Source organism: Algoriphagus sp. (genome assembly GCF_039969895.1).
Classification (GTDB): domain Bacteria; phylum Bacteroidota; class Bacteroidia; order Cytophagales; family Cyclobacteriaceae; genus Algoriphagus.
Window position 1 is genome coordinate 229,874 of the sequence record NZ_JBDVMZ010000008.1, and the last position, 25,434, is coordinate 255,307.

General features: G+C 41.9%; 24 protein-coding genes and 1 pseudogene. 19 read left to right on the top strand and 6 right to left on the bottom strand.

Going from position 1 to position 25,434, the window contains the following annotated elements:
* The 8 genes from ABJH64_RS05165 (at position 1) to ABJH64_RS05200 (ending at position 8,600) form a co-directional block, all read left to right on the top strand.
* Positions 1-1,071 (top strand): glycosyltransferase family 4 protein, encoded by a 1,071-nt coding sequence (locus ABJH64_RS05165; RefSeq protein ID WP_348274134.1) that lies wholly within the window; start codon positions 1-3, stop codon positions 1,069-1,071.
* Between the two features lie 25 nt (positions 1,072-1,096).
* A complete protein-coding gene (locus tag ABJH64_RS05170; RefSeq protein ID WP_348274133.1) occupies positions 1,097-2,296 on the top strand; it encodes a glycosyltransferase family 4 protein in 1,200 nt (399 codons plus the stop codon).
* 7 nt (positions 2,297-2,303) lie between these two features.
* The gene (locus ABJH64_RS05175) at positions 2,304-3,521 is read left to right on the top strand and encodes an O-antigen ligase family protein (RefSeq protein ID WP_348274132.1); all 1,218 of its coding nucleotides are present in this window, start codon (positions 2,304-2,306) and stop codon (positions 3,519-3,521) included.
* Positions 3,518-4,510, top strand: a complete 993-nt coding sequence (locus ABJH64_RS05180; protein ID WP_348274131.1) for a glycosyltransferase family 1 protein — start codon at positions 3,518-3,520, stop codon at positions 4,508-4,510. Before ABJH64_RS05175 ends, ABJH64_RS05180 begins: the two co-directional genes overlap by 4 nt.
* 14 nt (positions 4,511-4,524) lie before the next feature.
* On the top strand, positions 4,525-6,225 hold the full coding sequence (locus ABJH64_RS05185; RefSeq protein WP_348274130.1) for a right-handed parallel beta-helix repeat-containing protein: 1,701 nt from the start codon (positions 4,525-4,527) through the stop codon (positions 6,223-6,225).
* Between the two features lie 3 nt (positions 6,226-6,228).
* Positions 6,229-7,146 (top strand): glycosyltransferase family A protein, encoded by a 918-nt coding sequence (locus ABJH64_RS05190; protein WP_348274129.1) that lies wholly within the window; start codon positions 6,229-6,231, stop codon positions 7,144-7,146.
* A gap of 165 nt (positions 7,147-7,311) precedes the next feature.
* Positions 7,312-8,031, top strand: a complete 720-nt coding sequence (locus ABJH64_RS05195) for a sugar transferase (protein WP_348274128.1) — start codon at positions 7,312-7,314, stop codon at positions 8,029-8,031.
* A gap of 158 nt (positions 8,032-8,189) precedes the next feature.
* Positions 8,190-8,600 (top strand): DoxX family protein, encoded by a 411-nt coding sequence (locus ABJH64_RS05200; protein ID WP_348274127.1) that lies wholly within the window; start codon positions 8,190-8,192, stop codon positions 8,598-8,600.
* Between the two features lie 9 nt (positions 8,601-8,609).
* On the opposite strand, the gene ABJH64_RS05205 is transcribed toward ABJH64_RS05200, so the two are convergent.
* On the bottom strand, positions 8,610-10,727 hold the full coding sequence (locus tag ABJH64_RS05205; protein WP_348274126.1) for a PQQ-binding-like beta-propeller repeat protein: 2,118 nt from the start codon (positions 10,725-10,727) through the stop codon (positions 8,610-8,612).
* 89 nt (positions 10,728-10,816) lie between these two features.
* Entirely contained in the window at positions 10,817-11,608 is a 792-nt protein-coding gene (locus ABJH64_RS05210; protein WP_348274125.1) for a sterol desaturase family protein, read from the bottom strand.
* Positions 11,609-12,116: 508 nt separating this feature from the next.
* Here ABJH64_RS05210 and ABJH64_RS05215 point away from each other — a divergent pair.
* Positions 12,117-12,860: a hypothetical protein gene (locus ABJH64_RS05215; protein WP_348274124.1), complete on the top strand. Its 744-nt coding sequence runs from the start codon at positions 12,117-12,119 to the stop codon at positions 12,858-12,860.
* A gap of 70 nt (positions 12,861-12,930) precedes the next feature.
* On the opposite strand, the gene ABJH64_RS05220 is transcribed toward ABJH64_RS05215, so the two are convergent.
* The 3 genes from ABJH64_RS05220 to ABJH64_RS05230 all read right to left on the bottom strand — a co-directional run bounded on the left by ABJH64_RS05220 (position 12,931) and on the right by ABJH64_RS05230 (position 15,949).
* Complete coding sequence (locus ABJH64_RS05220) at positions 12,931-14,073, bottom strand: cysteine desulfurase family protein (RefSeq protein WP_348274123.1); 1,143 nt, start codon at positions 14,071-14,073, stop codon at positions 12,931-12,933.
* A 193-nt stretch (positions 14,074-14,266) separates the two neighbouring features.
* The gene (gene glmM, locus ABJH64_RS05225) at positions 14,267-15,661 is read right to left on the bottom strand and encodes a phosphoglucosamine mutase (RefSeq protein ID WP_348274122.1); all 1,395 of its coding nucleotides are present in this window, start codon (positions 15,659-15,661) and stop codon (positions 14,267-14,269) included.
* Between the two features lie 57 nt (positions 15,662-15,718).
* Complete coding sequence (locus ABJH64_RS05230; RefSeq protein WP_348274121.1) at positions 15,719-15,949, bottom strand: hypothetical protein; 231 nt, start codon at positions 15,947-15,949, stop codon at positions 15,719-15,721.
* A gap of 72 nt (positions 15,950-16,021) precedes the next feature.
* Between ABJH64_RS05230 and mazG the strand changes: the two genes are divergently transcribed.
* The 10 genes from mazG (at position 16,022) to ABJH64_RS05280 (ending at position 25,166) form a co-directional block, all read left to right on the top strand.
* Complete coding sequence (gene mazG / locus ABJH64_RS05235; protein ID WP_348274120.1) at positions 16,022-16,822, top strand: nucleoside triphosphate pyrophosphohydrolase; 801 nt, start codon at positions 16,022-16,024, stop codon at positions 16,820-16,822.
* A 60-nt stretch (positions 16,823-16,882) separates the two neighbouring features.
* Positions 16,883-17,263 (top strand): RidA family protein, encoded by a 381-nt coding sequence (locus tag ABJH64_RS05240; RefSeq protein WP_348274119.1) that lies wholly within the window; start codon positions 16,883-16,885, stop codon positions 17,261-17,263.
* Positions 17,264-17,269: 6 nt separating this feature from the next.
* Positions 17,270-17,755 (top strand): hypothetical protein, encoded by a 486-nt coding sequence (locus ABJH64_RS05245; RefSeq protein ID WP_348274118.1) that lies wholly within the window; start codon positions 17,270-17,272, stop codon positions 17,753-17,755.
* Between the two features lie 83 nt (positions 17,756-17,838).
* The gene (gene fumC / locus ABJH64_RS05250) at positions 17,839-19,239 is read left to right on the top strand and encodes a class II fumarate hydratase (RefSeq protein WP_348274117.1); all 1,401 of its coding nucleotides are present in this window, start codon (positions 17,839-17,841) and stop codon (positions 19,237-19,239) included.
* Between the two features lie 383 nt (positions 19,240-19,622).
* Complete coding sequence (gene rluF, locus ABJH64_RS05255) at positions 19,623-20,354, top strand: 23S rRNA pseudouridine(2604) synthase RluF (RefSeq protein WP_348274116.1); 732 nt, start codon at positions 19,623-19,625, stop codon at positions 20,352-20,354.
* Positions 20,355-20,826: 472 nt separating this feature from the next.
* On the top strand, positions 20,827-21,114 hold the full coding sequence (locus tag ABJH64_RS05260; protein WP_348274115.1) for a hypothetical protein: 288 nt from the start codon (positions 20,827-20,829) through the stop codon (positions 21,112-21,114).
* A gap of 44 nt (positions 21,115-21,158) precedes the next feature.
* Complete coding sequence (locus ABJH64_RS05265; protein ID WP_348274114.1) at positions 21,159-22,277, top strand: cytochrome c peroxidase; 1,119 nt, start codon at positions 21,159-21,161, stop codon at positions 22,275-22,277.
* Positions 22,278-22,289: 12 nt separating this feature from the next.
* A complete protein-coding gene (locus tag ABJH64_RS05270) occupies positions 22,290-23,012 on the top strand; it encodes an MbnP family protein (RefSeq protein WP_348274113.1) in 723 nt (240 codons plus the stop codon).
* 37 nt (positions 23,013-23,049) lie between these two features.
* Positions 23,050-24,111, top strand: coding sequence for a cytochrome c peroxidase (locus ABJH64_RS05275; RefSeq protein ID WP_348274112.1), 1,062 nt, complete (start codon positions 23,050-23,052; stop codon positions 24,109-24,111).
* Positions 24,111-25,166 carry a hypothetical protein gene (locus ABJH64_RS05280; protein ID WP_348274111.1) on the top strand — a complete coding sequence of 352 codons (1,056 nt, stop codon included), beginning with the start codon at positions 24,111-24,113 and terminating at the stop codon, positions 25,164-25,166. The genes ABJH64_RS05275 and ABJH64_RS05280 overlap by 1 nt, the downstream gene beginning before the upstream one ends.
* A gap of 75 nt (positions 25,167-25,241) precedes the next feature.
* Here ABJH64_RS05280 and ABJH64_RS05285 read toward each other — a convergent pair.
* Positions 25,242-25,434: pseudogene (locus tag ABJH64_RS05285) on the bottom strand (hypothetical protein); the annotation flags it as partial.

A 25,434-nucleotide genomic window follows, 5' to 3' on the forward strand; every position in this document is an offset into this window, starting at 1 on the left:
ATGGATTCACGCACCAAAATCATCTTCAATCCCTGCGAAAACAAGGAAAACAAATACATAGCTATTCTAATCAATGGATTGGAAAAGCATGGGTATGACGTGAACCCATTGGATGATTTTCTTTCGTCAAGCAAACATTATCAGTCCATCAAATTACTTCATTTGAATTGGTTTGAAAATCTGGACGACAGCAGTGCGAAACGTATGTGGACGAGCTACTTTCGAAAGCTTGTAGTTCTTGCCGCGATTCGATTTGGGAAAAAGAAACTCGTCTGGACGATGCACAATAGACTTTCCCACGAAAAAAAATCAGGGAAATTAAGCCGTACACTTACAAAAAAAATTGTTGCTCAAGCCGATGCGGTAGTGATTCACTCCAAAGTTTCTGAGGAGATTTTGCGTAGTCAATATCCGCATCTCAAAGCCAAGATTGTCCATATTCCGCATCCGGATTTTATTGAGGTGTATGGGCCGCTGATTCCAGAAAGCAAGGAGAGAAAAAAACCACGACTGCAACTTTTGTTCATCGGTGCGATCAAACCTTATAAAAACATCGAACTTCTCCTTCAAATGGCGAAAAGGTTTGAAAGTGAAACACACATAACAATCGCAGGAAACCCGAATTCTGACTCATACAAAGGTGAATTGGAAGAATTGGCAAAAGGAATAAGTAACCTCACTTTGGAGCTGAAATTTATTCCTGACACCGAACTACCTAGCTTAATTCATCAATCTGACCTTCTCATTCTGCCATATTCCCTGGAAAGCAGCTTAAATTCAGGAACTGTAGTTCTGGGATTTTCCTACGGGAGGACCGTTATCTGCCCGAGAATTGGCACTATTGATGACTTGGATGGAGGTGAAAATGTCTTTGACTACTCTTATAGCGATGAAGTGGATCATATGGAAGCATTAGAAACACAGATTCAAAAGGCCATTCAGATTCATCAGACAAATCCAGATGCTCTGATAGAAAAAGGCCATAGAATGAGGGATTTGGTACAAGAGAGAAACAACAAACAGAAAGTAACCGATTGCTTACTCACGCTTTACGAAAGCGTATTGAATTGATGTCCTTTTTCAGCTAAATCCAACAATGAAAATATTATACATCAACACTCTTTATAGTCCATTGATCGAAGGTGGTGCAGAGATTTCCTTGAAACTAATCGTGGAAGGCTTGCAATCTCTCGGACACGAAGTCGTAGTCTTGAGTTTGATGCCCGAAAAAGGCCTACATCAACATAACGTAGATGGGATAAAAGTATATAGAGCTGGATTAGAAAATTCTTATTGGCCTTATTCAAATGTCAAGAGAAATAAACTAGCGGGGCTTAATTGGCACTATCAGGACCAGTCCAACGAAAAAATGTCACGTGTAGTAGAAGAAGTGTTGAAGATAGAGAATCCCGACATCGTTTCCTGTCACAATCTTGCTGGATGGTCTGCCGAAGTATGGAAACCAATTTATCAAGCTGAAATTCCCATCGTTCAGGTGTTGCATGATTTGTATTTGCTTTGCCCAAACAGTAACATGTTCAAAAATGAGCAAACCTGCGAAAATCAATGTTTCAGCTGTAAGCTTTTGCGAAGCAAGCATGCCGCAAAGTCCAAACAAGTCAGCGCTGTAGTAGGAATCAGCTCTAGTATTTTGGAGCGATTTATTTCTTTCGGATACTTCGAAAATGCTTCCAAACACATCATTTACAATACCCGCACTATTTCAAATCCACCTCCTAAATCAGCTAGGCTGGGAAACCAACCCATCCGATTTGGATACCTAGGAACGCTCTCGCGAGTAAAAGGACTTAATTGGCTAATCGAGCAATTCAAAAAATTAAATTTCGATGCGAGCTTAAGTATCGCCGGAAAAGGAGAGAGAGCCTATGAAGATGAGCTGAAGAAATTGGCGCAAGACTCCAAAATCGAATTTCTAGGCTACGTAAATTCTACAGAATTCCTCTCAGAAATCGACGTGCTTATCGTGCCCTCGCTTTGGGAAGAGCCGCTAGGGATGGTGGCAATCGAGGCATTGGCTAATCACGTGCCCGTAATCGCAAACAAAAGAGGTGGGCTAAAGGAAACTGTCAAAGATAAAATCAATGGGTTGTACTGCTACGATGAGGATCCAGATTCTCTGAGTTCTGCCATGAGTTTTCTGTACGAGAACCCGGAGCAATACAATCTATTCAGCCAGGCATCTAGGGAATCGGTAGCGTCGATATTGGATGCAAATCGGCTGATAGGAGAATATGAATCGGTTTTAGAACAGGCATTAAAAGGTCAAAAACGGTAATTTCGAAATGAGCACTCCTGAAATCACTCTTTCAAATCCAATTTCCGAACTTCAAGGAAATGATTGGAAAGCTATTTCCATAGCGGAATACCTGTTCCTACTTTCTCTGATTTCCATGTTCCTACCGGTCAAAATCTATCCGGCACTTTTCTTACTCAATTCCTTCTTTTTTTACAGAGAAACTCCCCAACTCACATTTCCAAAATGGTCCGTAGCCCTTGCATTTTTTAGCTTATACGCCGTCCTGAGCTTTCTTTTTCACTATCCAGGAGAGGCGCTAGCCCTGACAAATATCATCAAACTCGTCATCAATTTCCTCTTTCTTTTTTTCGCTGTGAATTGGCTAGGCTCGCGCGATAATGAGTCTCTGATTGCCAAGCTGGATATGGTTCTCCTTGCGGTTTTGGCACTTTCTCTCGTTCAGCTGTTGGGCTATCATCAAGCGTACGATTTCAGACTGATCACTGGTAGCGACTCCTCCGGTGAGGCTAGCACACTTTACAATCCATCCCTATTTTATTGGGGTCTAGAGGACAAAAACATGTTTGGCGGCAGGATCGCTTTGATGGCATTTTCATTCATTTGCATCCCTGTGGTTTTGAAAAGCAAGCTCTCAAGCTGGAGAATTCTCTTTGCTTTTTTGATTGCATTTCTGAGTCTGTCGCGCACGCCTATCGTCGCATTGCTGATCGGAGTATTCCTGCTTTTGTGGTTTTCTTTAGGGAAAAAATGGAAGATCGCACTGCTCATTTTACTTGCTGTGACTATTCCTTTTGTCCTTCAGAAAATAATCCGGGTGGACTCTTTGACTTCTTCCAATGATGGAATGGGAATTCGATTAGTCTATTGGACGGCTTTCTTCGAGCATTTTGGCAAGATATCGCCTTTGGGAAATGGCTTTATGAGTGCTCCTGAATTCTTGAAGCAAAACGCTGAATTCTACCGAGGTGAACCCCATATTCACAATACATTTCTTTCCACCTATCTACAGATGGGGATTATAGGGTTCTTTTCCTATCTGGCTTTTTTCGTGTGGTTTATCAAGGATTGCTGGCAAAGGACATCAAATAATAAGCTCTGGTCAGCACTTTTCCTCCCAATCATCGCCATCATGATGATTCTATACTCCGGCTATGACAATGATATAATCATGTATCTGTGCTTAAGCTACCTCATCGGAAGCCTGCTCGAAATCGACTTCAAAAACATAAAACTCAGCCTATGAATCGCCGGAAAAAGATATTAGTCGATAGTCGCTGGGCGGGAAATACCGGGATTGGCAGATTGTATCAGGAGGTCATGAACTATCCACCCGCTGAGGTCTCTTGTGAATATGTGAAAAGCAAAATGGGTCTCGGCAGCTTGCTTTCCCCGCTCATGCTGGGTGAGGAAATAAAGAAATCAAACGCTGAGGTATTCTACAGTCCATCTTTTATGCCACCAGCTTTTTCTAAGGTGCCTTTCATCTTTACTGTTCATGATTTGATGCATTTGTTTTACTACTCAAAACTGCATAAGATTTACTATGAGCAGGTGATTGCCAGGCTGGCGCAAAAAGCTAAGAAGATCATCACAGTGTCCCATTTTTCCAAGAGTCAGCTGGTAGAAATCCTCGGAATTCCTGATGAGCTTATCCGAGTGATTTACAACGGAGTGGATGATCATTTTCTGAAGAATGAGGAGGAATTCGTGAGCATTCGTCCCTATTTTCTATATGTGGGCAATCGTCGGACAAACAAGAATGTACCGGCGATGCTAACTGCTTTTGCGAAAGCAAGAATTCCAAATGACTTCATGTTTTACCTTTCTGGAAACGAAGATCCAGAATTGGCGATATTGATAGGCAGCTTGGGAATTCAGAAAAGGGTTCGGTTTTTGGGTTTTATCGAGGAAGTAGATTTGCCTAAGTTGTACAAAGGTGCTCATGCCACCCTTTTTACCTCGCTGATGGAAGGATTTGGCTTACCAATTATAGAATCCATGGCTTCCGGCACTCCGGTTTTGACTTCCAATACCAGTTCGCTCCCAGAGATCGCAGGTGGAGCTGCGCTTTGCGTGAATCCTCACGAAGTAGGCGCCATACAATCCGGTATAGAAAAACTCGTGGATGATGAGGATTTCTATGTGGAATGCATCGTCAAAGGACTGGCAAGAGCAAGGGAATTTAGCTGGGAGAAAACAGCTGCTGAAACCTGGGAGACCATTCTCTCTTAAACCAACTCATGAAAATGCGTATTCAGTTCCTCCTACTATTTCTTGTTTCCTTCCCATTCACGGCCATCTGCCAGACAGATTCAGCTAGCGATAATAAGCAGTTAAACATCTTGGATTTTGGAGTTTCGGCTGATTCCCAAAATGACCAGACTGAGGCCATTCAGCAAGTGATCGACCAAGCATCAGAAGGAGACACAGTTTTTTTCCCCGAGGGTGAATATCTGATTCGCACTCTCCTACTTAGATCTGGAGTGAATATTCTTTCCGAAGGGCTGATCAAGCATCATTCAGCTGCTATAGATGGAGCCTATTCCATGGAAAAACAGAATTCCCCAAACCCACTAATTTTGGGTCAAGAAGTGAAAAATGTAACTATTTCTCTGCGTGGGGAATCCAAAAATGAGGGAATTTACCTTCTCAAGTGTCATCAAATCAGTGTTTACAATACGAACCTTACGGGTGACTCTACCAAGTTACGGGCATATCCTGGTATTCTGACTTTCGAATCAAGCGGGATTGAAATCGTGAATTCAAAAATCCATCATTTTGGGAAGCCACGGTCCGAAACTCACAGTTATCAGCCTGGCACTGGAATAAGAATTCTTTCCAGCAACACCATTTCCATTCGGAACTCAGAGATTTATCAAAATGGAGAAAATGGTATTTTCATCTATGGAAGCCGGAATATAGAAGTCCTAGACAATGTCATTCATCACAATGGGATGTCGGCGATTCAGGTAGCTTTTGGCGACAAAGGCAAAGAAAAAGACTATAATTTCACTAACAACATCTTCGACTCCAACGCTGCTGATGCGGTGGATATAAATAATCGCTCACCTGAAAAAGCGATGGACATAGCCTGTGTGATTGCCTATAATATCTCTTGCGACAATGGTTTTGTCAAGGGAGAATCAACTCCTGATGGATCCGGTATCGGGACGCTGATTAATATATCCAATGTGCTATTATATAAAAATCAAGCCTATCGAAACAACCGCCCGGCGATCTATGTGGAAAGTTGTGGCGTGATCCTGGCAAAAGATAACTGGGCAGACAATCAAGTAGAAGTCACGCTCGATCTGGAGGAATTGGTTCTGGAAAAAAACAGGTTCAGTAGTATCAATTTGATCGCAAATACCAAGGCTGAGAAAATCCAAATCAAAAATAATGAGCTGGGTTCACTCTCATTCCCTGACGGAATTCATGTCAAAGAAATGGACATTGAAAACAACAGAATTTCGAATGCCTCGATCAACTTAAACATGAAAGGTAAGCTGCATCTGACAGAAAATAAGATAGAGAATAAATCCAAAAAACCCACTCTCCTGATTATAAAGGCCGATGACGCGTTGATTGAGAATAACGAGATTCTGAGCGAAAATTCTTCTGCCATTGTTTTACGAAAAACAGCCAGGAATATTCAGATCGTAGGAAATCACATCAAATCCTTTAACACAGCCATCTTTGATGAAAATTCCACAGCCCTGACCGTAAAAGATAATATCATTACTTCAATCAAAGGAGGAAAAGAAAACCAAGCTTTTCGAAGTCATCATCCTAATCAGCTGACTCTGAAAGGAAATGAATATAGGGGCATAGAAAACACCGAAACTGTGCTTCTGATAGGAAAAGGCAAGGCTTCGATTGGAAAGGAGAAACTCGTATCGGGCACTGCCAATTATGGAGAAGTGGAAGTCTCAGAAATTTATTTTTAACCTATGAAAGTTAATCTTTTTATACCCACACTGAATGCCGGCAATAGCTGGAAAGAAGTACTCGCTGGAGTGGCTAAGCAGAACTATGCTATTTCGAGATTGGTGATTATCGATTCGGGTTCGACAGATGGAACTTTGGATCTGATCGATAAAAGCACCTGCGACCTAATCCAGATCGATAAAAAGGATTTTGATCATGGCGGGACACGTCAGAAGGCTGCTGAAATGTTTCCGGATGCTGATGTTTTTGTATTCCTTACACAGGATGCGATTCTCGCCGAACCAGATGCACTAGCAATAATGGTAAGCGCTTTGGAAAAAAATCCCGAACTGGGAATGGTCTATGGACGCCAACTTCCACACAAAAATGCAAAGGTTCTGGAGACTCACGCCCGACTTTTTAATTACCCTGCTGAGTCCAAAATAAAGAGTCTGGAAGATGCTGACCGCTACGGGATTCGTACGATCTCCTGCTCCAATTCTTTTGCTGCCTATAGAAAAACTGCCTTTTTTCAAGTAAATGGCTTTCCCAGTGGCTCTATTTTAGGTGAAGACGTTTTAATTGCCGGAAAAATGTTGTTGGATGGATGGAAAATGGCGTACCTTTCGGACTCCAAAATACACCACTCACATAACTATTCAGCCATTGAAGAATTCAAACGGTATTTTGACATCGGAGTATTTCATGTCAATAACGAATGGATTTTCGAAAAATTTGGCCGGGCAGAAAGTGAAGGATTCAAGTATCTCAAATCAGAACTCAACTACACTTTTAAACACAACCCACTTTTGATTCCAAAATGCTTAATAGCAACCGGAGCAAAGTTCGTTGGCTATAAACTAGGACTTAATTACCAATCACTCCCAGTACAGTTTCGCAAATCCTTTTCAATGACAAAGGCTTATTGGAACCGCTCCTGAAATTAGCTCAGGGAATATCTCTCTCACAGTGTGGACTGCCTCCACATAATTAATGTTAAAATCATCTTAGAAAGCTCCCTATTGGCGTAGATAGGGCTGTTTACGCTTGGCATCCCAATTGGATATTACCTAGCACCACAGTATTTGACTTAAAAGACTAAACCAATGATACGTAATCAATCACACCAACAAGAAATTGTTTTCAAAGGCTACCAGGCGGGGCGAATAATCCCTGACCTTTTCACGCTAGATAACATTTCAAGAAGCTCTGTTTCACAAAGAGTGAATGAAGGGATAGAATTAACCACAAGATTTGTAAAAAGAACATTCGATATTCTTTTTTCTTCTCTTGCTATTGTTACAGGTTTGCCTGTATTTCTCACTTTGATGGCTATCACCAAGCTTACATCCAAAGGTCCCGTATTTTACAAACAGGAAAGAATTGGTAGAAATGGACAGCCCTTTTTCATTCTTAAATTCAGAAGTATGATCGTGGATTCTGAGGTTAACGGTCCACAGTTGACTTCTGACAATGATCCAAGAATTACCAAATGGGGTAATTTTATGAGAAAAACTCACTTAGATGAGATTCCTCAGTTCTTCAATGTATTGATGGGAGATATGTCCGTAGTAGGCCCTAGACCTGAGCGTGCACATTTCATTCAGCAGATTGTAGCAAGACAGCCAATTTATACTCGGTTACTCACCATTAGACCGGGTATTACTTCCATTGGTCAGGTGGACTACGGATATGCTGAAACAGTAGAAGAAATGTGTCAGCGAATGATGTTGGATTTGAAATACCTCAGTCAAGTGAATCTGATTACTGACTTGAAAGTAATCGGTCAAACTGTAATGACCATGATTAACAAAAAAGGTAAATAAACATACTTAACCCCAATCTCAATTAATCAAACGGCTACCTGGTAGGTTGCCGTTTTTTCTTGCGATTAAATCAGCATGAGACTGATCATGGATATTTCTTTTGAATTTTCAATTCAAACCCTTAATTATACTCATCCTATCAAAATTCACCCCTAATAATGAAGAAACCAGTTTTAGAGGATATTGGACTACTAGTACTGAGATTAGGTGCTGGAGGTATGATGTTAACTCATGGGTATCCAAAATTGCTACGATTGTTTGGGGATGAGCCCATCAAATTCATGGACTTTCTTGGAGTTGGGCCTGTGGTTTCTTTATCCCTGGCAGTTTTCGCTGAATTCATCTGTGCCATACTCATTATCTTAGGATTTAAAACCCGTTTGGCCACAATCCCACTCATGGTCACTATGCTCACAGCAGCTTTTGTAGCGCATGCATCTGATCCTTTTGGGAAAAAAGAATTACCTCTTTTATACTTCACTGTATTCTTTTGCATCTTCATTTTCGGCGCGGGGAAATTTGCGATAGATGAATTAAGTGGCCGAAAATCCGCCTATTATGGCGGTTAGATAGTTGAATCAATCGGGTAATGCAAAAGCTACATAGGCGTCACCGCTTCTTGTGCCTTTTCCCCCTCCACAAGCAATGACCAGAAATTGCTTTCCATTCATTTCATAGACCGCGGGAGTTGCATGCCCTGAAGCTGGAAGTTTAGCTTCCCAGAGAATTTCACCGGTTTCCTTATCAAATGCTCTGATCTTTTCGTCCTTGGTAGCTGCTATAAATAGCACTCCACCCGCTGTCACCACCGGCCCGCCATAATTTTCAGTTCCAGTAGGAGCAAAACCCTCAGCACTTAATGAGTCAATTTCTCCTAAAGGAACTTGCCATTTCTTTTTCCCTGTTTTCATATCTAGGGCAGTCAAAAGACCCCAAGGAGGATTCGATCCATAAAGCCCATCTTTAGTCACCAACTTCTTATACCCATCCATGTAATAGCGAGGATAAAGCTGGGAGGAAACTCCAGCCATTTCTTGTTTGTCTCCTTCAGCAGGTGCCTTATCCAGCAAGTATTCTAATAAAATCCTTCGGTTTTTATCAGTAATGTGAGCGAATGAAGGCATGGCACCCCGCCCATTCTGCAGCAAAAGAGCCAGGGAATCGTAGGAATATTTTTCTTTAACAGTTAGCAAAGATGGAATTGTAGGAGGATTTCCCTTCCGATCTAACCCATGACAATTACCACAGTAGTTTGTATATACGGACTTCCCGATATTTTCAAAATCAGCATTTGGCGTCATCCCAATTAGCCAGGGTATCTGATTGGCATTTACATATAAAGTCTGAGTTTCAGGATCAAAGGAAGCTCCGCCCCATTCTCCACCACCATCCATTCCCGGGAAAAGTACAATCGGCTTGTCAGGATGAGGCGGCGCCCAAGTGTCCCCATAACTTGCACCTTCAAGTTGACTTCTGATATCAGCTTCCCATTCAGGCTTTAGATTGAGTATGTCTTTTTCTCCGAAGGTCATATTCATAAAGGGTTCGGGAAACGTTGGAATTGGCTGAGTAGCTGAGCTAAATTCACCAGGCATAACAGATTGGGAAATTGGAGTTTCTACAATTGGCCAAACAGGTTCACCTGTCTCACGGTCGAAGACATAAGTCAGCCCTTGCTTGGAAATCTGAGCCACTGCATCGATCCATTTTCCATCTTTTTGGATCCGTATCAAATTTGGATTTGCGGGAAAATCCCGATCCCATACGTCATGATGCACTGCCTGAAAATGCCAGATTCGTTTGCCAGTAGATGCATTGAGCGCAAGGAGAGAATTGGCAAATAAATTATCTCCTTTGCGATAGCCTCCCCAAAAATCATACGTAGCCGAGCCCGTGGGTACAAACACAATTCCTCGCTCCTGATCCACCGTCATTCCAGCCCAATTATTGGCACCTCCGATCTGCTTTATGTTTTTTGCATCCCAAGTATCATATCCAAATTCTCCTTCTTGAGGAATAGTATGAAAAATCCACTCCCGCTTGCCGGTTCGGATATTGTAGGCACGAATATGCCCAGGCGCAGCATCCAAGCCTTCGGAAAGCCGCATTCCGATAATTAGCAAATCCCCATAAACCACCCCCGGTGCATTGGCAACAATAAGGAAATCTTCACGATCCGTATCCAATCCCTTTCGCAAATCCACTTTTCCGCCGTCTCCGAAGGTAAGGATAGGTTCTCCTGTCAGTGCATTCACAGCCATCAGCCAATTTCCCGCACCAAAGAGTATCCTCTTGTCTTCTCCATCTTCCCAATAACTCACGCCGCGATTTGTCCCTGCCCAAGAATTTTCCCCTCCTAACACTTCAAATGGATCAAATCGCCAAACTTCCTCTCCGGTGGCTGCATTCAGTGCAAAAACATTCAGTGCGGGGGTGGACCCAAATAGCAATCCATTGACCACAATAGGCTGACATTGAATCTGCGAGCGCTCGGTGGCATCACCGGTGTGATAAATCCAAGCTACTTCGAGTTGGGCTACATTTTCTTTGGTGATCTGTGCCAAAGAAGAATAACGTGAGCCATCGACTGGACCTCCGTAGTGTGACCAATCGGTGTAATCATGTTCAACTGATTTTTCATGGCAACTAGCCAATACTAAAGTAATCCCGAGGGTAAGCAGTAGGAAATTTTTCATGGACTTGAGTGCAGCTTTCAACTAATGGTCAATAAATTATTAGCGATTCAAAATCAACCTGTGAATGGAATCTACTAAAAAATAAACTACTAAACTTTCACCTTATGAGAACTTTGCACGGGTTTCCCGGCAGTCACCTGCTCATATTTTTGATCATAATCTTTGCGAAGCGTATGAAAGAGTCGATCCCAAATTAAAGTGTAAAGTCCATAGTTACCATGAAAATGCTGATGATGTTGATTATGCGCAGTGCCGGTACTTACCCACCTACCGATCCATGTTTTATGAAATTTGGCGGGGAAAAGCTCAAAACCTAGGTGCCCATACACATTGAAGAAAAATTGGAAAAGCAAGAATAATCCCAAAGCAGAAGGATTTACCGGTAAGGTAAATGCAATGACGGGGATGATTCCAGCCTCGATTATAGCTTCCAAGGGATGAAATGCATAAGCAGTCCATGGGGAAGGATTGGTGGACAAATGATGGATTCGATGGACCAATCTAAAAAGTTTAGGATGATGCATCAATCGGTGAGTCGCATAGAAATACGCGTCATGGATCAATAACATTGCAGGAAAAGTGAGGTAATAATAAATAACCCCATACTTATCCCAAGGCCAATAAAAATTAGAATAGTCACTGAAGACAATGAAAACCAATGTTGCCATGGTAGAGAAAATCAAAATCGTGATTAGAGAAAAGCCAATATCCCTTCGATAATGCTTCCAGCCAGGAAGGGTGGTTTGATTTCTTCGAGCAGCCATGGCCCTTTGGAGCAAGACATAAAAAATAAAAAACACCACTCCTGCTATCACAAAATAACGGGTAGTCGTTTGTGTGGCAATGAATATCCAGCTGTCGCCAATATCTTTCCAATTCATATACTAAGGATCTTATTCCTTAAAATTACAATCGAATCAACAGATTCTAGGTAGGTATTTCTCATAAATTTTCCTTAGAAGGCAGTGCTATTTTCAATCCTTCCCTCGCTAATTCTGTGGGATAAACCACTAATCTGCCACAGGACTCCACTTTTACCTCTCCAGTCAAGAGATCAAATCTATACTGGTGCAAGTGACAAATCCCATCCTGCGCACTTGATAAAGAATCCTACACTAATGGTGCTCTTCTATGGGGATAATAGCCTGAAATGGGTAGATTTTTTTTTGGGATCGCCCCATTGCTATGAGCTGATTATCCATGTTAATTTTATGAATTCGCCTCGGTGGAAGCATTGCCAAAACTTGATTTTTGGAACTTCCTCCTGTGAATGAATTCATGATGCATCCTTATGCTTCTCGTCAACTATGCCTAAGACCTTATAAATAAGGCGTTGGTTTTCTCCTAATTCTTGTGGAAATTAAAGGATAAATAAAATCCTGATAAATCATGAAAGCAACTCTCCTCTTATTTGCAGCGCTATTTTTCTTCGGTTGGACAGAAGCCCAGTCCCTCGAAGGGTCTTGGAAACTAACCCATCAGGACGGTAATGAAGTGAAAGACATAGAGTACATCAAAATTTATCAAGATGACTATTTCGCTTTTGGGGCCAAAAGAATCTCTGATAATCATTTTGTCAGTGCAGGCGGTGGACCTTTTTCTTACAACGAAGGAAAATATACCGAAACACTTGATTTCTTCACACTGGATCCATTTCAGGTAGGTACTACGAATAAATATACCTTAGACTGGGTAAATGAAAAGATGGTCATCTCTTCAGAAATCAATGGAAAAATGCTGGTAGAAATCTGGGAAAAAGTCTCTGATTCGAAAGATGACTTGACTAGAAACTGGGTAATTACAGGTAGAAAACGTGGTGAGGAGATCTCCCGATCAACACCAGGTGCCAGGAGAACGGTAAAAATCCTGAGTGGCGGTCGTTTTCAATGGATTGCTTTCAACTCAGAGACAAAAGAATTTTCAGGAACTGGCGGAGGCACCTATACAGCCAAAGATGGGAAGTATATAGAAAACATCACTTTCTTTTCTCGTGATGATAGCCGTGTAGGCGCGAATCTGGATTTCAACTATGAAGTGAAAGATGGAGAATGGCATCACAGTGGGCTGAGTTCCAAAGGCGATCCTATCTATGAGATCTGGACACCGTATGCGATTGGATATAAGGGGAAGTGAGAATTATGGAAGTGAAAAATGAAAAAACTAAGAAATAAAAAAGGAGCCCTTAGAGCTCCTTTTTTATTTCTTAAGCTTCGACAGCGTAAAGTTCTTTTAACTTACCAACTGTATAATCCACTTCTTCTAGGGTGTTGAATCGGCTGAATGAGAATCGTACTGCGTCTCTGCTTGGAGTATGATTGATCGCTCGCAACACATGGGACCCTACAGTGGCTCCAGAACTGCAAGCTGATCCACCTGATGCAGAAATTCCCTCCAAATCAAGATTGAATAACAACATGCCGCTATTTGCTTCGGATGGTGGCAGGCTCACACTGAGCACCGTATAAAGGCTTTTGTCCATAGCTGCAGAAAGCCCGTTGAACTCTACTCCCGGAATCTCCTGAGTCAAACTTTGGATGAAATGTTTTTTGATAGCTTCAACGTGAACTTGATGCTCAGCCATGTCTTCATAGGCGATCTCCAGGGCTTTTGCAATGCCGATAATACCGATTACATTTTCAGTTCCGCCACGCATATTCCGCTCTTGAGCACCACCGTGAATCAGGGGATGGATTTTCTTATCTTTTCTTACGTAAAGAAATCCAGACCCTTTTGGCCCGTGAAATTTATGTCCACCTGCTACAATAGAATCTACAGGAAGAGTTTTCATGTCATGGACATAATGCCCCATGGTCTGCACAGTATCAGAATGGAAAAACGCCCCATACTCCGTTACAAGAGTTCCGATCCTATTGAGATCATTCAGGTTTCCGATCTCATTGTTTGCATGCATCAGTGACACGAGGCTCTTAGAATTAGCCTTCAGCAACTCTTCCAGTTGATTCAGATCTAGCTCGCCTTTCTCGTTCACATCGAGCACACTTAGCTTAATATGGCCTTTTTTCTCGCACATTTCCAACGTATGCAAGACCGCATGATGCTCCAGCGGAGAGGTGATCGCATGAGTAATTCCGTGACTTTCTATTCCGCATACGATCGCCGTATTGTCTGCCTCTGTTCCTCCAGAGGTGAAAAAAATCTCTGCTGGTGATGCGTTTAGCAGCTCTGCTACTTTCTTTCGAGATCTCTCAATCGCAGTTCTCACTTCCCGACCAAAACTGTGGACAGAAGATGGGTTGCCGTAATGATCTCTCATGAACGGAATCATGGCGTCGATCACTCGATCATCCATTGCCGTAGTGGCTGCGTTGTCGAAATAGATTTTCATTGCACTCTTTTTGGGTTGTATATTCTTTATCATTATTACCCGCACAGATACCAATAATCTTCTTTTCACTTTTGGTCGGCTGGACTAAAGAACGAAGACCGGAGTAGCCTCAATGCTGGTCTAATACTTCGCTAAGCGTGCGATCAGCTTCGCTCAGACGAAAAAGCTGAAACACACAGTCTTATTATGGCTTTTAGATCATGGAGGCACTTACCACTTCCTTGATGTCTGCAATTAACTTTTTGGCAAGATGCTCAGCCGTTGCTTCAGATTCAGATTCGGAGTAAATCCGGATAATCGGTTCTGTGTTTGACTTCCGCAAATGTACCCATTCCTTTTCAAATTCGATTTTGACTCCGTCTATATCGTTGATTGGATGGCTTTTATACTTCTTTTTGATCTCCAGCAAAATATTATCGACGTCTATCTCAGGGGTGAGTTCGATTTTATTTTTTGAAATATGATAGCTTGGATAAGTGGCTCGAAGTCTAGAAATAGACTTTCCAAAATTCGCTAAATGAGTCAAAAACAAACCGATTCCTACCAAAGCATCTCGTCCATAGTGAGATGCTGGATAGATAATTCCACCATTTCCTTCACCGCCTATAACAGCATTCACTGCTTTCATTTGGTTGACTACGTTTACTTCTCCTACCGCAGATGCAGTATAAACTCCTCCTCTTTTCTCCGTCACATCACGTAGTGCTCGGGTAGAACTGAGGTTTGACACGGTATTGCCAGGGGTCTTGGAAAGCACATAATCCGCTACTGCGACTAAAGTATATTCTTCACCAAAGGTAGAACCGTCTTCATTGATAAATGCCAATCTATCTACATCTGGATCTACTACAATACCCAGATCATAGCTTCCACGCTCTAGTTTTTGGCAAATATCTCTTAAATTCTCAGGTAGTGGCTCTGGATTATGGGGAAAGTTGCCATCAGGTGTACAGAACATTTCTTCGATCTCTGTCACTCCCAAAGCCTTTAAAAGCATGGGAACAGCAATCCCGCCGGTGGAATTTACCGCATCCACTACTATTTTAAAGTTTCTGGCTTTGATGGCATCCACATCTACTAATTCCAAGTCCAGCACATGCTGAATATGGCGCTCGATGTAATCGTTGATTTGGGAATAGCTCCCCAGTTTTTTCACTTCAGCGAAAGTAAAGTCTTCTTTTTCAGCCTTTTCTAAAATCGCCTTGCCTTCAGCATCGGAGATGAATTCACCTCTGTCATTCAACAGCTTCAATGCGTTCCACTGCACTGGATTGTGACTGGCGGTAAGAATGATTCCGCCGCCTGCTTTCTCCAGAGGAACAGCAAACTCAACGGTCGGTGTAGTACTCAAGCCCAAGTCAATCACATGAATTCCTAGACCTTGAAGTGTGGCAGAAACTAACCCGGACACCATTTCGCCCGAGAGACGAGCATCTCTACCTATGATTACTTTGGGGTTGTTTGTTTTCTCCAAAACCCACGCTCCGTAAGCAGCGGTGAATTTGACAATATCAATAGGAGTTAGGCCATCACCGGCTTTTCCTCCAATAGTTCCTCTGATGCCAGAGATTGATTTAATTAGTGACACGGATGATAAGATAATTAGGTTAAAAACTGAAAAATCCTCCAGGAGGACCGAGATTTATTACTTAAATTTGGCCAGAACCTTATCGACTTCATTGTCAGGATTACCACAGCTGCTGTCTGCATCTACTGTTTTCCCGCAAAACCCACAAGTAGCCCCGTCTTTGTTCAAGTAGGGATTTTGGGAAGCACAGGTCCCCTTGAATTCTCCATTTTTAAGAAATAAAAGTCGTACAGACATCAAAATGAAGAATAAGGCAACGAAACCAAGTGTTAGAAATACGGTTGTCATAACGGATAAATTTGCGCAAATTTAAAGCTTTGTTTCGAAAACGTTCCTAAGTCTAGCATAGTTTCCTACCCCATGACATATTTGAGTACCCGAGCCGAGCAATTGTCTGCTTTTGATAGATTACTTACGATCATGGATGAACTCAGGGAGCAATGCCCTTGGGATAAAAAGCAAACGACAGAAAGCCTCAGACATTTGACCATTGAGGAAACTTTTGAGCTTTCGGATGCAATCTTGGAAGGAAATCCAGACGAAATCAAAAAGGAACTCGGTGACATCTTGCTTCACATTGTGTTTTATGCAAAAATCGGTTCAGAGGAAGGCAATTTCGACATGAAAACGATAATTGACACGCTTTGTGACAAACTAATTCGGCGTCATCCACATATCTATGGCGACGTCACTGCGGATGACGAAGAAGCTGTGAAGCAAAACTGGGAAAAAATAAAACTGACCGAAAAAGGCAATACATCTGTCCTAGGTGGCGTGCCTAAATCCCTGCCTGCACTGATCAAAGCCATGCGGATACAGGAGAAAGCTCGGGGAGTTGGGTTTGATTGGGAAGAGAAAAGTCAGGTTTGGGAGAAAGTGGAAGAAGAAATGCAGGAATTCAAGGATGAATTCAATGCAGCTGAGAAAAAAGAAATCGACCTGGAGAAAGTAAGCGGGGAGTTCGGTGATTTACTCTTTTCACTGATTAATTACGCCCGTTTTATAAACATCAATCCAGAGGAAGCTTTGGAACGAACCAACAAAAAATTCATCAAACGATTTCAGTATTTGGAAGAAGCTGCAAAAGAGTCTGGAAAAACCTTGAGTGAAATGACCTTAGCTGAGATGGATGTGTATTGGAATGAAGCGAAGAAAAAGTAAACCGTCGCAGTTAAAAGTAAGTAGAGTTTAAAAATTAAAGTTCCTAAAAAAGTAATTCAAATGTCAAACAAAATCATATTTACAAAAGAGGCTCCAGCGCCTATTGGGCCCTATTCTCAGGCAGTGCTTGCAGGAAACACACTTTATGTTTCAGGCAATATAGCCCTTGATCCCGAAACAGGGGAATTGATCAATGAGAACATTACCGAAGAAACGCATGCAGTCATGAAAAATATGGAAGCGATCTTGAGAGCTGCGGAATTCTCCTTTTCAGATGTAGTGAAATGCAGCATTTTCATTAAAAATATGGATGAATTTGGCACAATCAATGAGGCCTATGGTCAATACTTCAAATCAAACCCTCCAGCTAGAGAAACAGTAGAAGTAAGCAAACTTCCCAAAAATGTAAATGTAGAGATCTCCTGCATTGCCGTTAAATAATATGTTTTGAATCTTTTGCCCTACGATAGTGAAACCTTAGTAAGTGCTCTTTCCAAAGAAGAAGTATTAGGGCACTTGAATCGAGTGACGAAAGAGGTCAATTTTCTAGACCAAAGAACACAAGCGAACGGAAACATCATTTTCAATGGGCTAATCGGCCGAAGAGGATTTAGAATATCCAAAGTGGTGAATAGAGCAGACACATTTCTGCCCTTGGTTTTAGGGAAAATCGAAGGCACCCCGCGCGGCTGCATTATCTTCCTCAGCTACAGGCTTTTCCCCGGAGCTATGTTTTTTTTGGCGTTTTGGTCTATCGTACTAGTAGCTTTTACGGCTATGTATGCGCTCGTGATTCCCAACTATTCATACGCCACCATTTGCTTTTCCTTGGCCTTGGCGAATTACCTCACTGCGATGTATTTCTTCAATCGACAGGTCAAAACTTCCCGCCAAATATTCCACAAGCTGATCAATTTTCAGATGAAGGATTGAGCATTACATTTTGACGAGTTAGGGAAAAATAGCATTAGAGCTTAATTTAGCCCGCAAATTAAAAATCAATAAATCTAACCTATATGAGTATCCGCATAGAAAAAGACACGATGGGGCCTGTAGAGGTACCCGCTGACAAATACTGGGGCGCACAAACCCAACGTTCCATCAATAACTTCAAAATTGGTGGAGAGAAAAACCGCATGCCAGTTGAAATCACTCATGCATTTGCGATTCTGAAAAAAGCTGCAGCTCAAACTAATGCAGAACTAGGCGTCTTGGAACAGGAGAAAGCTGACATCATCAGCAAGGTCTGCGATGAGATTTTGGAAGGAAAGCATGACGATCAATTTCCACTTGTCGTATGGCAAACAGGTTCGGGTACGCAGTCCAATATGAATTCTAATGAGGTCATCGCTTACCGAGCTCATGTACTTTTAGGAGGCTCTCTGGAAGATGCTAAAAAGAAAATTCACCCAAATGACGATGTAAATAAGTCCCAGTCTTCCAACGACACCTACCCAACTGCTATGCACATCGCTGCATATAAAATGGTGATGGAAACGACGATTCCTGGGGTAGAGAAACTTAGAGATACACTTGCAGCAAAAGCTGAGGCATTTAAAGATGTGGTGAAAATAGGCCGTACGCACTTCATGGATGCAACTCCCCTCACGCTTGGTCAGGAGTTCAGTGGCTATGTGGCACAACTTAATCATGGCCTAAAAGCGTTGAGAAATACCTTATCCCACCTGTCAGAATTAGCACTTGGGGGAACGGCCGTAGGAACAGGCCTCAATACACCTCAAGGATATTCTGAGCTCGTGGCAAAGAAAATTGCTGAGTTTGCTGGGCAACCTTTTATAACTGCTGAGAATAAATTCGAAGCACTCGCAGCACATGATGCAATGGTTGAAACACACGGCGCACTGAAGCAATTGGCAGTTTCTCTGATGAAAATAGCCAATGACGTAAGAATGCTTTCTTCAGGACCTAGGTCTGGAATTGGGGAAATTTTGATTCCTGAGAATGAGCCTGGATCTTCTATCATGCCAGGCAAAGTAAATCCTACTCAAGTAGAAGCCATCACTATGGTCGCCGCTCAGGTAATGGGCAACGATGTAGCGATCACTATCGGAGGATCAAACGGGCATTTTGAATTGAATGTGTTCAAGCCAATGATCGCAACTAACTTCCTGCAGTCGGCACGTTTGATCGGAGATGCTTGCATATCATTCAATGACAATTGTGCTATTGGAATAGAGCCTAATACACCTATGATCCAAAGACATTTAGAGAATTCCTTGATGCTAGTGACCGCTTTGAATCCGCATATAGGCTATGAAAATGCAGCAGCTATCGCCAAAAAAGCGCATAAAGAAGGCACAAGCCTACGAGAAGCGGCCATCGCATTGGAGCTATTGACTTCTGAGCAATTCACTGAATGGGTAAAACCTGAGGAAATGACGGGAAGTTTGAAGTAATTCAACTAGGCACCGAGACCTCTCTGAGTCCCTACTTGAATCTTAAAAATCACAAAGATGAGTTCAAATTCCTTTATTTGAACTCATCTTTATTTAGCCTCAAATCATCCCCTCTAAAGGCTCATAGGTATATCTGTTTTATTAGCATGAAGAGATTTCGATAAGGGCGCCTCTATGGAAAAACCTATAGTTTGCGCTCTACTTTATCGGCCTGCGCACTGAATTTATTTTTATATCCATAAGGTAAATAGAGAATAGATAAAGTGAAATATACCTCCAAAAGGGGTGGTAGTGATATACCAAATACGAAGACTTGATATGTTTAAATACTCAGCCTTAAGTTGGTTTGAGTAACTTACATTCTTAACTCATTTGCAACGCTAGTGGAAGAAGATCAACACATACGAATCAATAAATACCTCAGTGAGGTAGGCTTTTGCTCACGTCGTGCGGCGGACAAGCTTCTAGAGGAAGGCAGGATCACCATCAACGGCAAAGTTCCAGAACTAGGCACCAAAGTCGGCCCAATCGATGTAGTTGCAGTCGATGGAGAATCGGTGGGAAAACCAAAACAAGTTCATACCTACATTGCTTTTAACAAGCCCGTGGGAATAGTAAGCACCACAGATACGAAGGGAGAAAAAGATAATATCATCGACTACATCGGCCATCCACAGCGTATTTTCCCGATAGGAAGACTGGACAAAGACAGTGAAGGCTTAATATTCTTGACCAGCGAAGGAGATATTGTCAACAAGATTCTTCGCTCAAAAAATAATCACGAAAAGGAATATATCGTGACGGTAGATCGTCCGGTCAATGATGAATTTATCAGGTTGATGGGTGCTGGAGTTCCAATTTTGGACACGGTGACTGATGCCTGTAGAGTAGAGCGAATCAGCAAATTCAAATTTCGTATCATTCTAAAGCAAGGCCTAAATCGGCAGATACGGAGAATGTGTGAGCATTTTGGATTTAAAGTAACCCAACTTAAGCGTATCCGAATTATGAACGTGCATCTGGATATCCCTGTAGGCAAATGGCGTGATCTGACTGAAAATGAGATGGCTGAGATCAACGAGATGATCGCTGATAGCTCGAAGACTTTTGATTAATGGGATTTATAGCGGCGAGCAAGCCGGATGACACAGATACTATAACTTTTTTCTCTGAGCAAGTCTGAGCTCAGTCGAGGCCAATTGAAGATATAGGCTTTTATTTCATACAGACAGCGACGTGATGGATTGTTTTTAAAAAAATAGGTAATGGTATATGATTATCCGCAATAATGCCAGTCACCTTATATTCCTTGCTTAGCTGGTTGGAAGACCGATGACCGAAGCGGCCTCAATGCTTAAGTTTAACATTTGCTACATTGCTTATTCCACCTTACTGGTAGAAATGCGGACAATCATTTTAAAAAAATAGGTAATGGAATTTTTACAATAAAAAAACATCAATGAGCGCACAAAATAAAATTCTGCTATACATTTGTGGCAAATGCTCAAAAGCACGCTATACATATGGCTTTGTGCTATTCTGATAATGAATAGTATGGTGTACTCGGTGATCAAAGTGAGCTTCACTATGAATCAACAATACATCATAGACAACTTCTGTATCAACACAGACAAACCTACGATGAACTGTGATGGTAAGTGCTACTTGGCGACAAAACTGAAGGAAGAACAGGAAAGGCAAGAAAATAAAACCGCACTTACCTTTAGTCAGGATTTTGGAGTTTATATCTCAAACGCCACCCTCTACTATCAGCATCCTTTCTTTTCTGTTGAGCCTTTTGCTCATCAATCTTTTTACCTAAGCTGGTTTGGTCAAACCGCATCCAAAGAAATCGACCATCCGCCACAAGCGTGATTTTTTGACTGGCTAACCGATTTCTTATTTCAAATTAACATTACATGCGATTTCAATTCCCTACTTGGCTAGGGTTGATCTGCGTGTGTGGACTATTTGCCTGCCAAAACACCGAAGTTGATCTTATCAATGGACCTCAACAGATGATGTTGGATGCACCGGATTATTTTCCGGCGAATATTCCCATGCCAGCAGATAATCCTTTGACTGAGGAAGGCGTGCAATTAGGCAGAATGCTTTTCTATGAGAAAAAGCTATCTGCTGACGGCAGTATTTCCTGTGGGTCATGCCATCAACAACAAAATGCTTTTTCTGACGGCAATCAGTTCAGTTTCGGAGTAAACAACACTCAAGGTGACATGAACTCCATGGCACTTTCTAATCTCCACTGGCAAACCAAATTCTTCTGGAATGGTCGAGCTTCTACACTAGAAGCCCAGGCCATTGTGCCGATAGAAGATGTGCGAGAGATGAATCTTCCAATCGCCGAAGCCGTCAACAGGTTACAAGCTGACGCACGGTATCCGAGTCTATTCGAAAGTGCTTTTGGCACTGATGCTATCACGCCTGGGTTAATCGGAAAGGCCCTGGCTCAGTTTGAGCGAACACTGATTTCTGCTAATTCAAAGTTCGATGCCTGGATCAGAAATGAAGTTGAGCTGACTCCCGAGGAAAAATTGGGGCTTGAGCTTTTCTTCACACATCCTGATCCCAAGCTTCAACTGCGAGGTGGGAACTGCAGTGATTGTCATATTGGCTTTCTTATCGCTGGTGACCCTAATGGATTTTCCGGATTTCACAACAATGGATTGGATGCAGAGGAAAAGCTATCCTCCGGCTTGATGAACGTCACTGCTAATCCATTTGATCAAGGGAAATTCAAAGCTCCGAGTCTAAGAAATATTGCCTTGACCGGTCCGTACATGCATGACGGTAGGTTTCAATCGTTGGAAGAGGTTCTCGATCATTACAATGATCATATTCAAAATAGCACTACGCTGGATGTATTGATTCTAGAAGCCAGCAATGAGGTTCCCGATGGCAGTGATGCGGTCAAATTGCATCTAAGTGATGAGGAAAAAAAGGCCATTGTAGCCTTTCTCCACACGCTAACAGATCAGGATTTTATTACCAATTCAAAATTCTCTAACCCTTTTAATTAAAAAAATAATAAGATGAAAAATCTAATCTATACAGCCCTATTCGCCACGATCTTCAGTGTCTTCTCATGTAAGGATGTAGAAGTGCCGGCCACGATGGCAATGGAGATAACTATGGAGCATGTGCTTGATGGTCAAACGTTGGAGCTCAACGGAAAGTCGTTCACACTTCCGTCAGGTGAAGATTTCACTCCCAAAAAATTTAAATACTATCTATCAAACATCGTGTTGACTAATTCTAAAACATCTGCTAGTTATATAGTGCCGGACAGTTATCATCTAATCAGTGATGACGGAAACAAAAATATAGATCTTGGAATGATTCCTTCTTCAAGCTATGATCAGCTGACTTTCTCTATCGGTGTGGATGAATTAGCAAACAGTAAAATAGATCAAACGGGAGATTTGGATCCAAACTCTGATATGGCATGGAGCTGGAAAACTGGGTACAAATTCGTCGTATTTGAAGGGGAATTCACTAACTCAATTACTGGCGAAAGACAGGGGCTGATTATGCACATCGGCACCAATCCAAATTACAGGACAGTCACGCTACCACTAACAGGAGTCAGAGCGGGAATCCCATCCACAGTGACGCTTACTTCTAATTTAGATGAGTTGTTCCTAGATCCATATCCACTTCAACTGAGTGAGTTGGAAAGCACCACAATTATGTTTGGCGAGAATGCTGGAAAAGTAGCTGAGAATTATTCTGACGGCTTTATTACTGTGAAGTAGTCAAAACTCCCGAGAGATAACTCCCTCGGGTTTTCTCATGAAAACACTACCCAACTTCCTTCTTTTGATTGGACTAGCACTGACGACTGCCTGCTCACAGGATATAGATCCTTTCGAGCAAGTGCAGCAAGTCCATTATTTCATTCCTGAAGTATCTTCCACACTTCAGGTTAGTGGATTTCCACAGCCAGAGCGCAATGTTCTCTCAGAGGAAGGAGTTCTTTTGGGCAAAAAACTATTTTTTGACCCAAAACTTTCTAGTAACGGAAAGGTCTCATGTGCTACCTGTCATATGCCTCAATTGGCATTTACAGATGGGGAAAGTCTAGGCAAGCTTGGCGTATCTGGTCAAGCTTTACTTCGCACATCTCCAACACTAGTTAATTTAGCCTGGCAGCTAGATGGTTTGTTCTGGGATGGAGGGGCAAACGATCTGGAATCTTTAAATTTTGCACCGCTCACTCACCCAGATGAGATGGGAGCTAATCTGGAAGAATTAGTTCAATACCTGTTGTCCTCTGTGGAATACCGGCAGCATTTTGAATTGGTCTTTGAATCAGAATTAATCCAAAGTGCTCATATCTCAAGAGCAATCAGTCAATACGTGAGAACTCTAATCTCCCAAGATTCAAAGTATGATCAGTGGCAAATGGGAAAAGCCTCTCTCAGTGATTTAGAGCTCAAAGGCTACCAAGTTTATAAAAATAATTGCTCTAGCTGTCACCGAGAGGGTCTATTTACAGATCGCTATTTCCACAATAATGGACTGGATAAAGAGTATCCTAATCCACCAGAATTGGAGGGATTGTACCAAGGAAGGTTTAGAATTACTTCCAATCCAAAGGACATGGGGGCCTATAAAACCCCAACGCTTAGAAACATAGAACTAACTGCACCCTATATGCATGACGGGAGATTTAAGACATTGGAGGAAGTTCTAGATCATTACCAAAACGGAATTCAGATCAATGAGTCGCTAGCACCTCAGCTCATCAGAGGGATTGTGCTATCTCCTGAAGAGAAAAGCTCGTTGCTGGCATTTCTCAGCTCACTGACAGATTCAGTTTTTATTCAAAAACACTTACAACTATCTAATTGATGCTATCTACTTACGAAAAAATATTCTTACTCAGTTTAGTCTGTTTTTGGTTTCTCGGAACACAAAAAAGTTTTGCCTGTGACAGTTGTAACTTCTTCGAATACAGTCTTCTTGAGAACAGGAGCTATGTAGGCATATTCTACAGGTATCGTGGATTCGATGACTATAAAAGTTACACTTCTATTTCACCCGCTTCTCAGTCAGTTTTGACTTATCCACAGCAGCTTTCAAAGCAGGTTTTATGGGGTAACTATCCTGTTATCATGCATGAACCTGAAGGGAATAATCTTTATGTAAAAAAATCAAAGCAGGATTTTGAAACCTATCAAACCTTAGAAGTTAGAGGGAATTTCACGATAAAAAATAAATGGAACTTGACCGCTGTACTTCCTTATGAGTTCAATAAGGTTTACTATGAAGAGTTTCTTGATCTTCCTAACCCAAGTCGGGACACGACGCTATTTGTTCAAGGGTGGGGAGATTTAACTTTGGCAGGAGATTACATTTGGCTGATTTATAATCAAAAATCAAGACATACGATCCGCCCGGGGTTTGCTGTAAACCTGCCAACGGGACAGGCTTTGATCCAATCAGACAACGAAAATCTCGATTATTATGATCCGATCATTCAGCCAGGAAAAAATGCCTTTGCCTTTATCCCCAGATTGAATTACCAGTGGTTTTTAAACAACCACGGAGTAAATGCTGGCGGAAGTTATCAGTGGAGTACAATAGGAGCACAGGATTACCAAACTGGAAATAGTTTTAATGCTTATGCCATATATTTTCATCAGTTTCAGGTGACTGAAAAAATTCTTTTAGCGCCTAATGTGGGTTTATATTTTGAATCTTCTCAAAAAGATATCTGGGAAAGCTTAGAGCAGAATTTAACTGGTGGAGATGTGACATTTGCGCAGTTAGGAATGGATCTTAACATCACCAAGACCACGGTATCCATGAGTTATCAATATCCTATCTCGCAAAATCTACATGGAAACCAAATTCTAAACAGTAGCAGACTTAGTGTGGGAATTACCCGGAATTTCAAACTTTAGGATAAACTATTCAAAAAAAAGAGGCTACCAATTGGCAGCCTCTTTTTGCATTCTACTATTCACATCAAGTGGGTATTAGAGGGTATCTACTTTCTTTTTTCTGCCTGAGTAGGTGTAGGAGGATTTGCCTACTCTGAGTTCGGTACGTCTGTTGAGCTGATGCATGGCCTCGGTGCAGGATACTACGTTGCAGTCGTTGATCGGCTTGGTCTCCCCAAACCAGGTCTCTTCCATTCTGCTGTCTTCGATACCTCTTGCATTCAAGTAT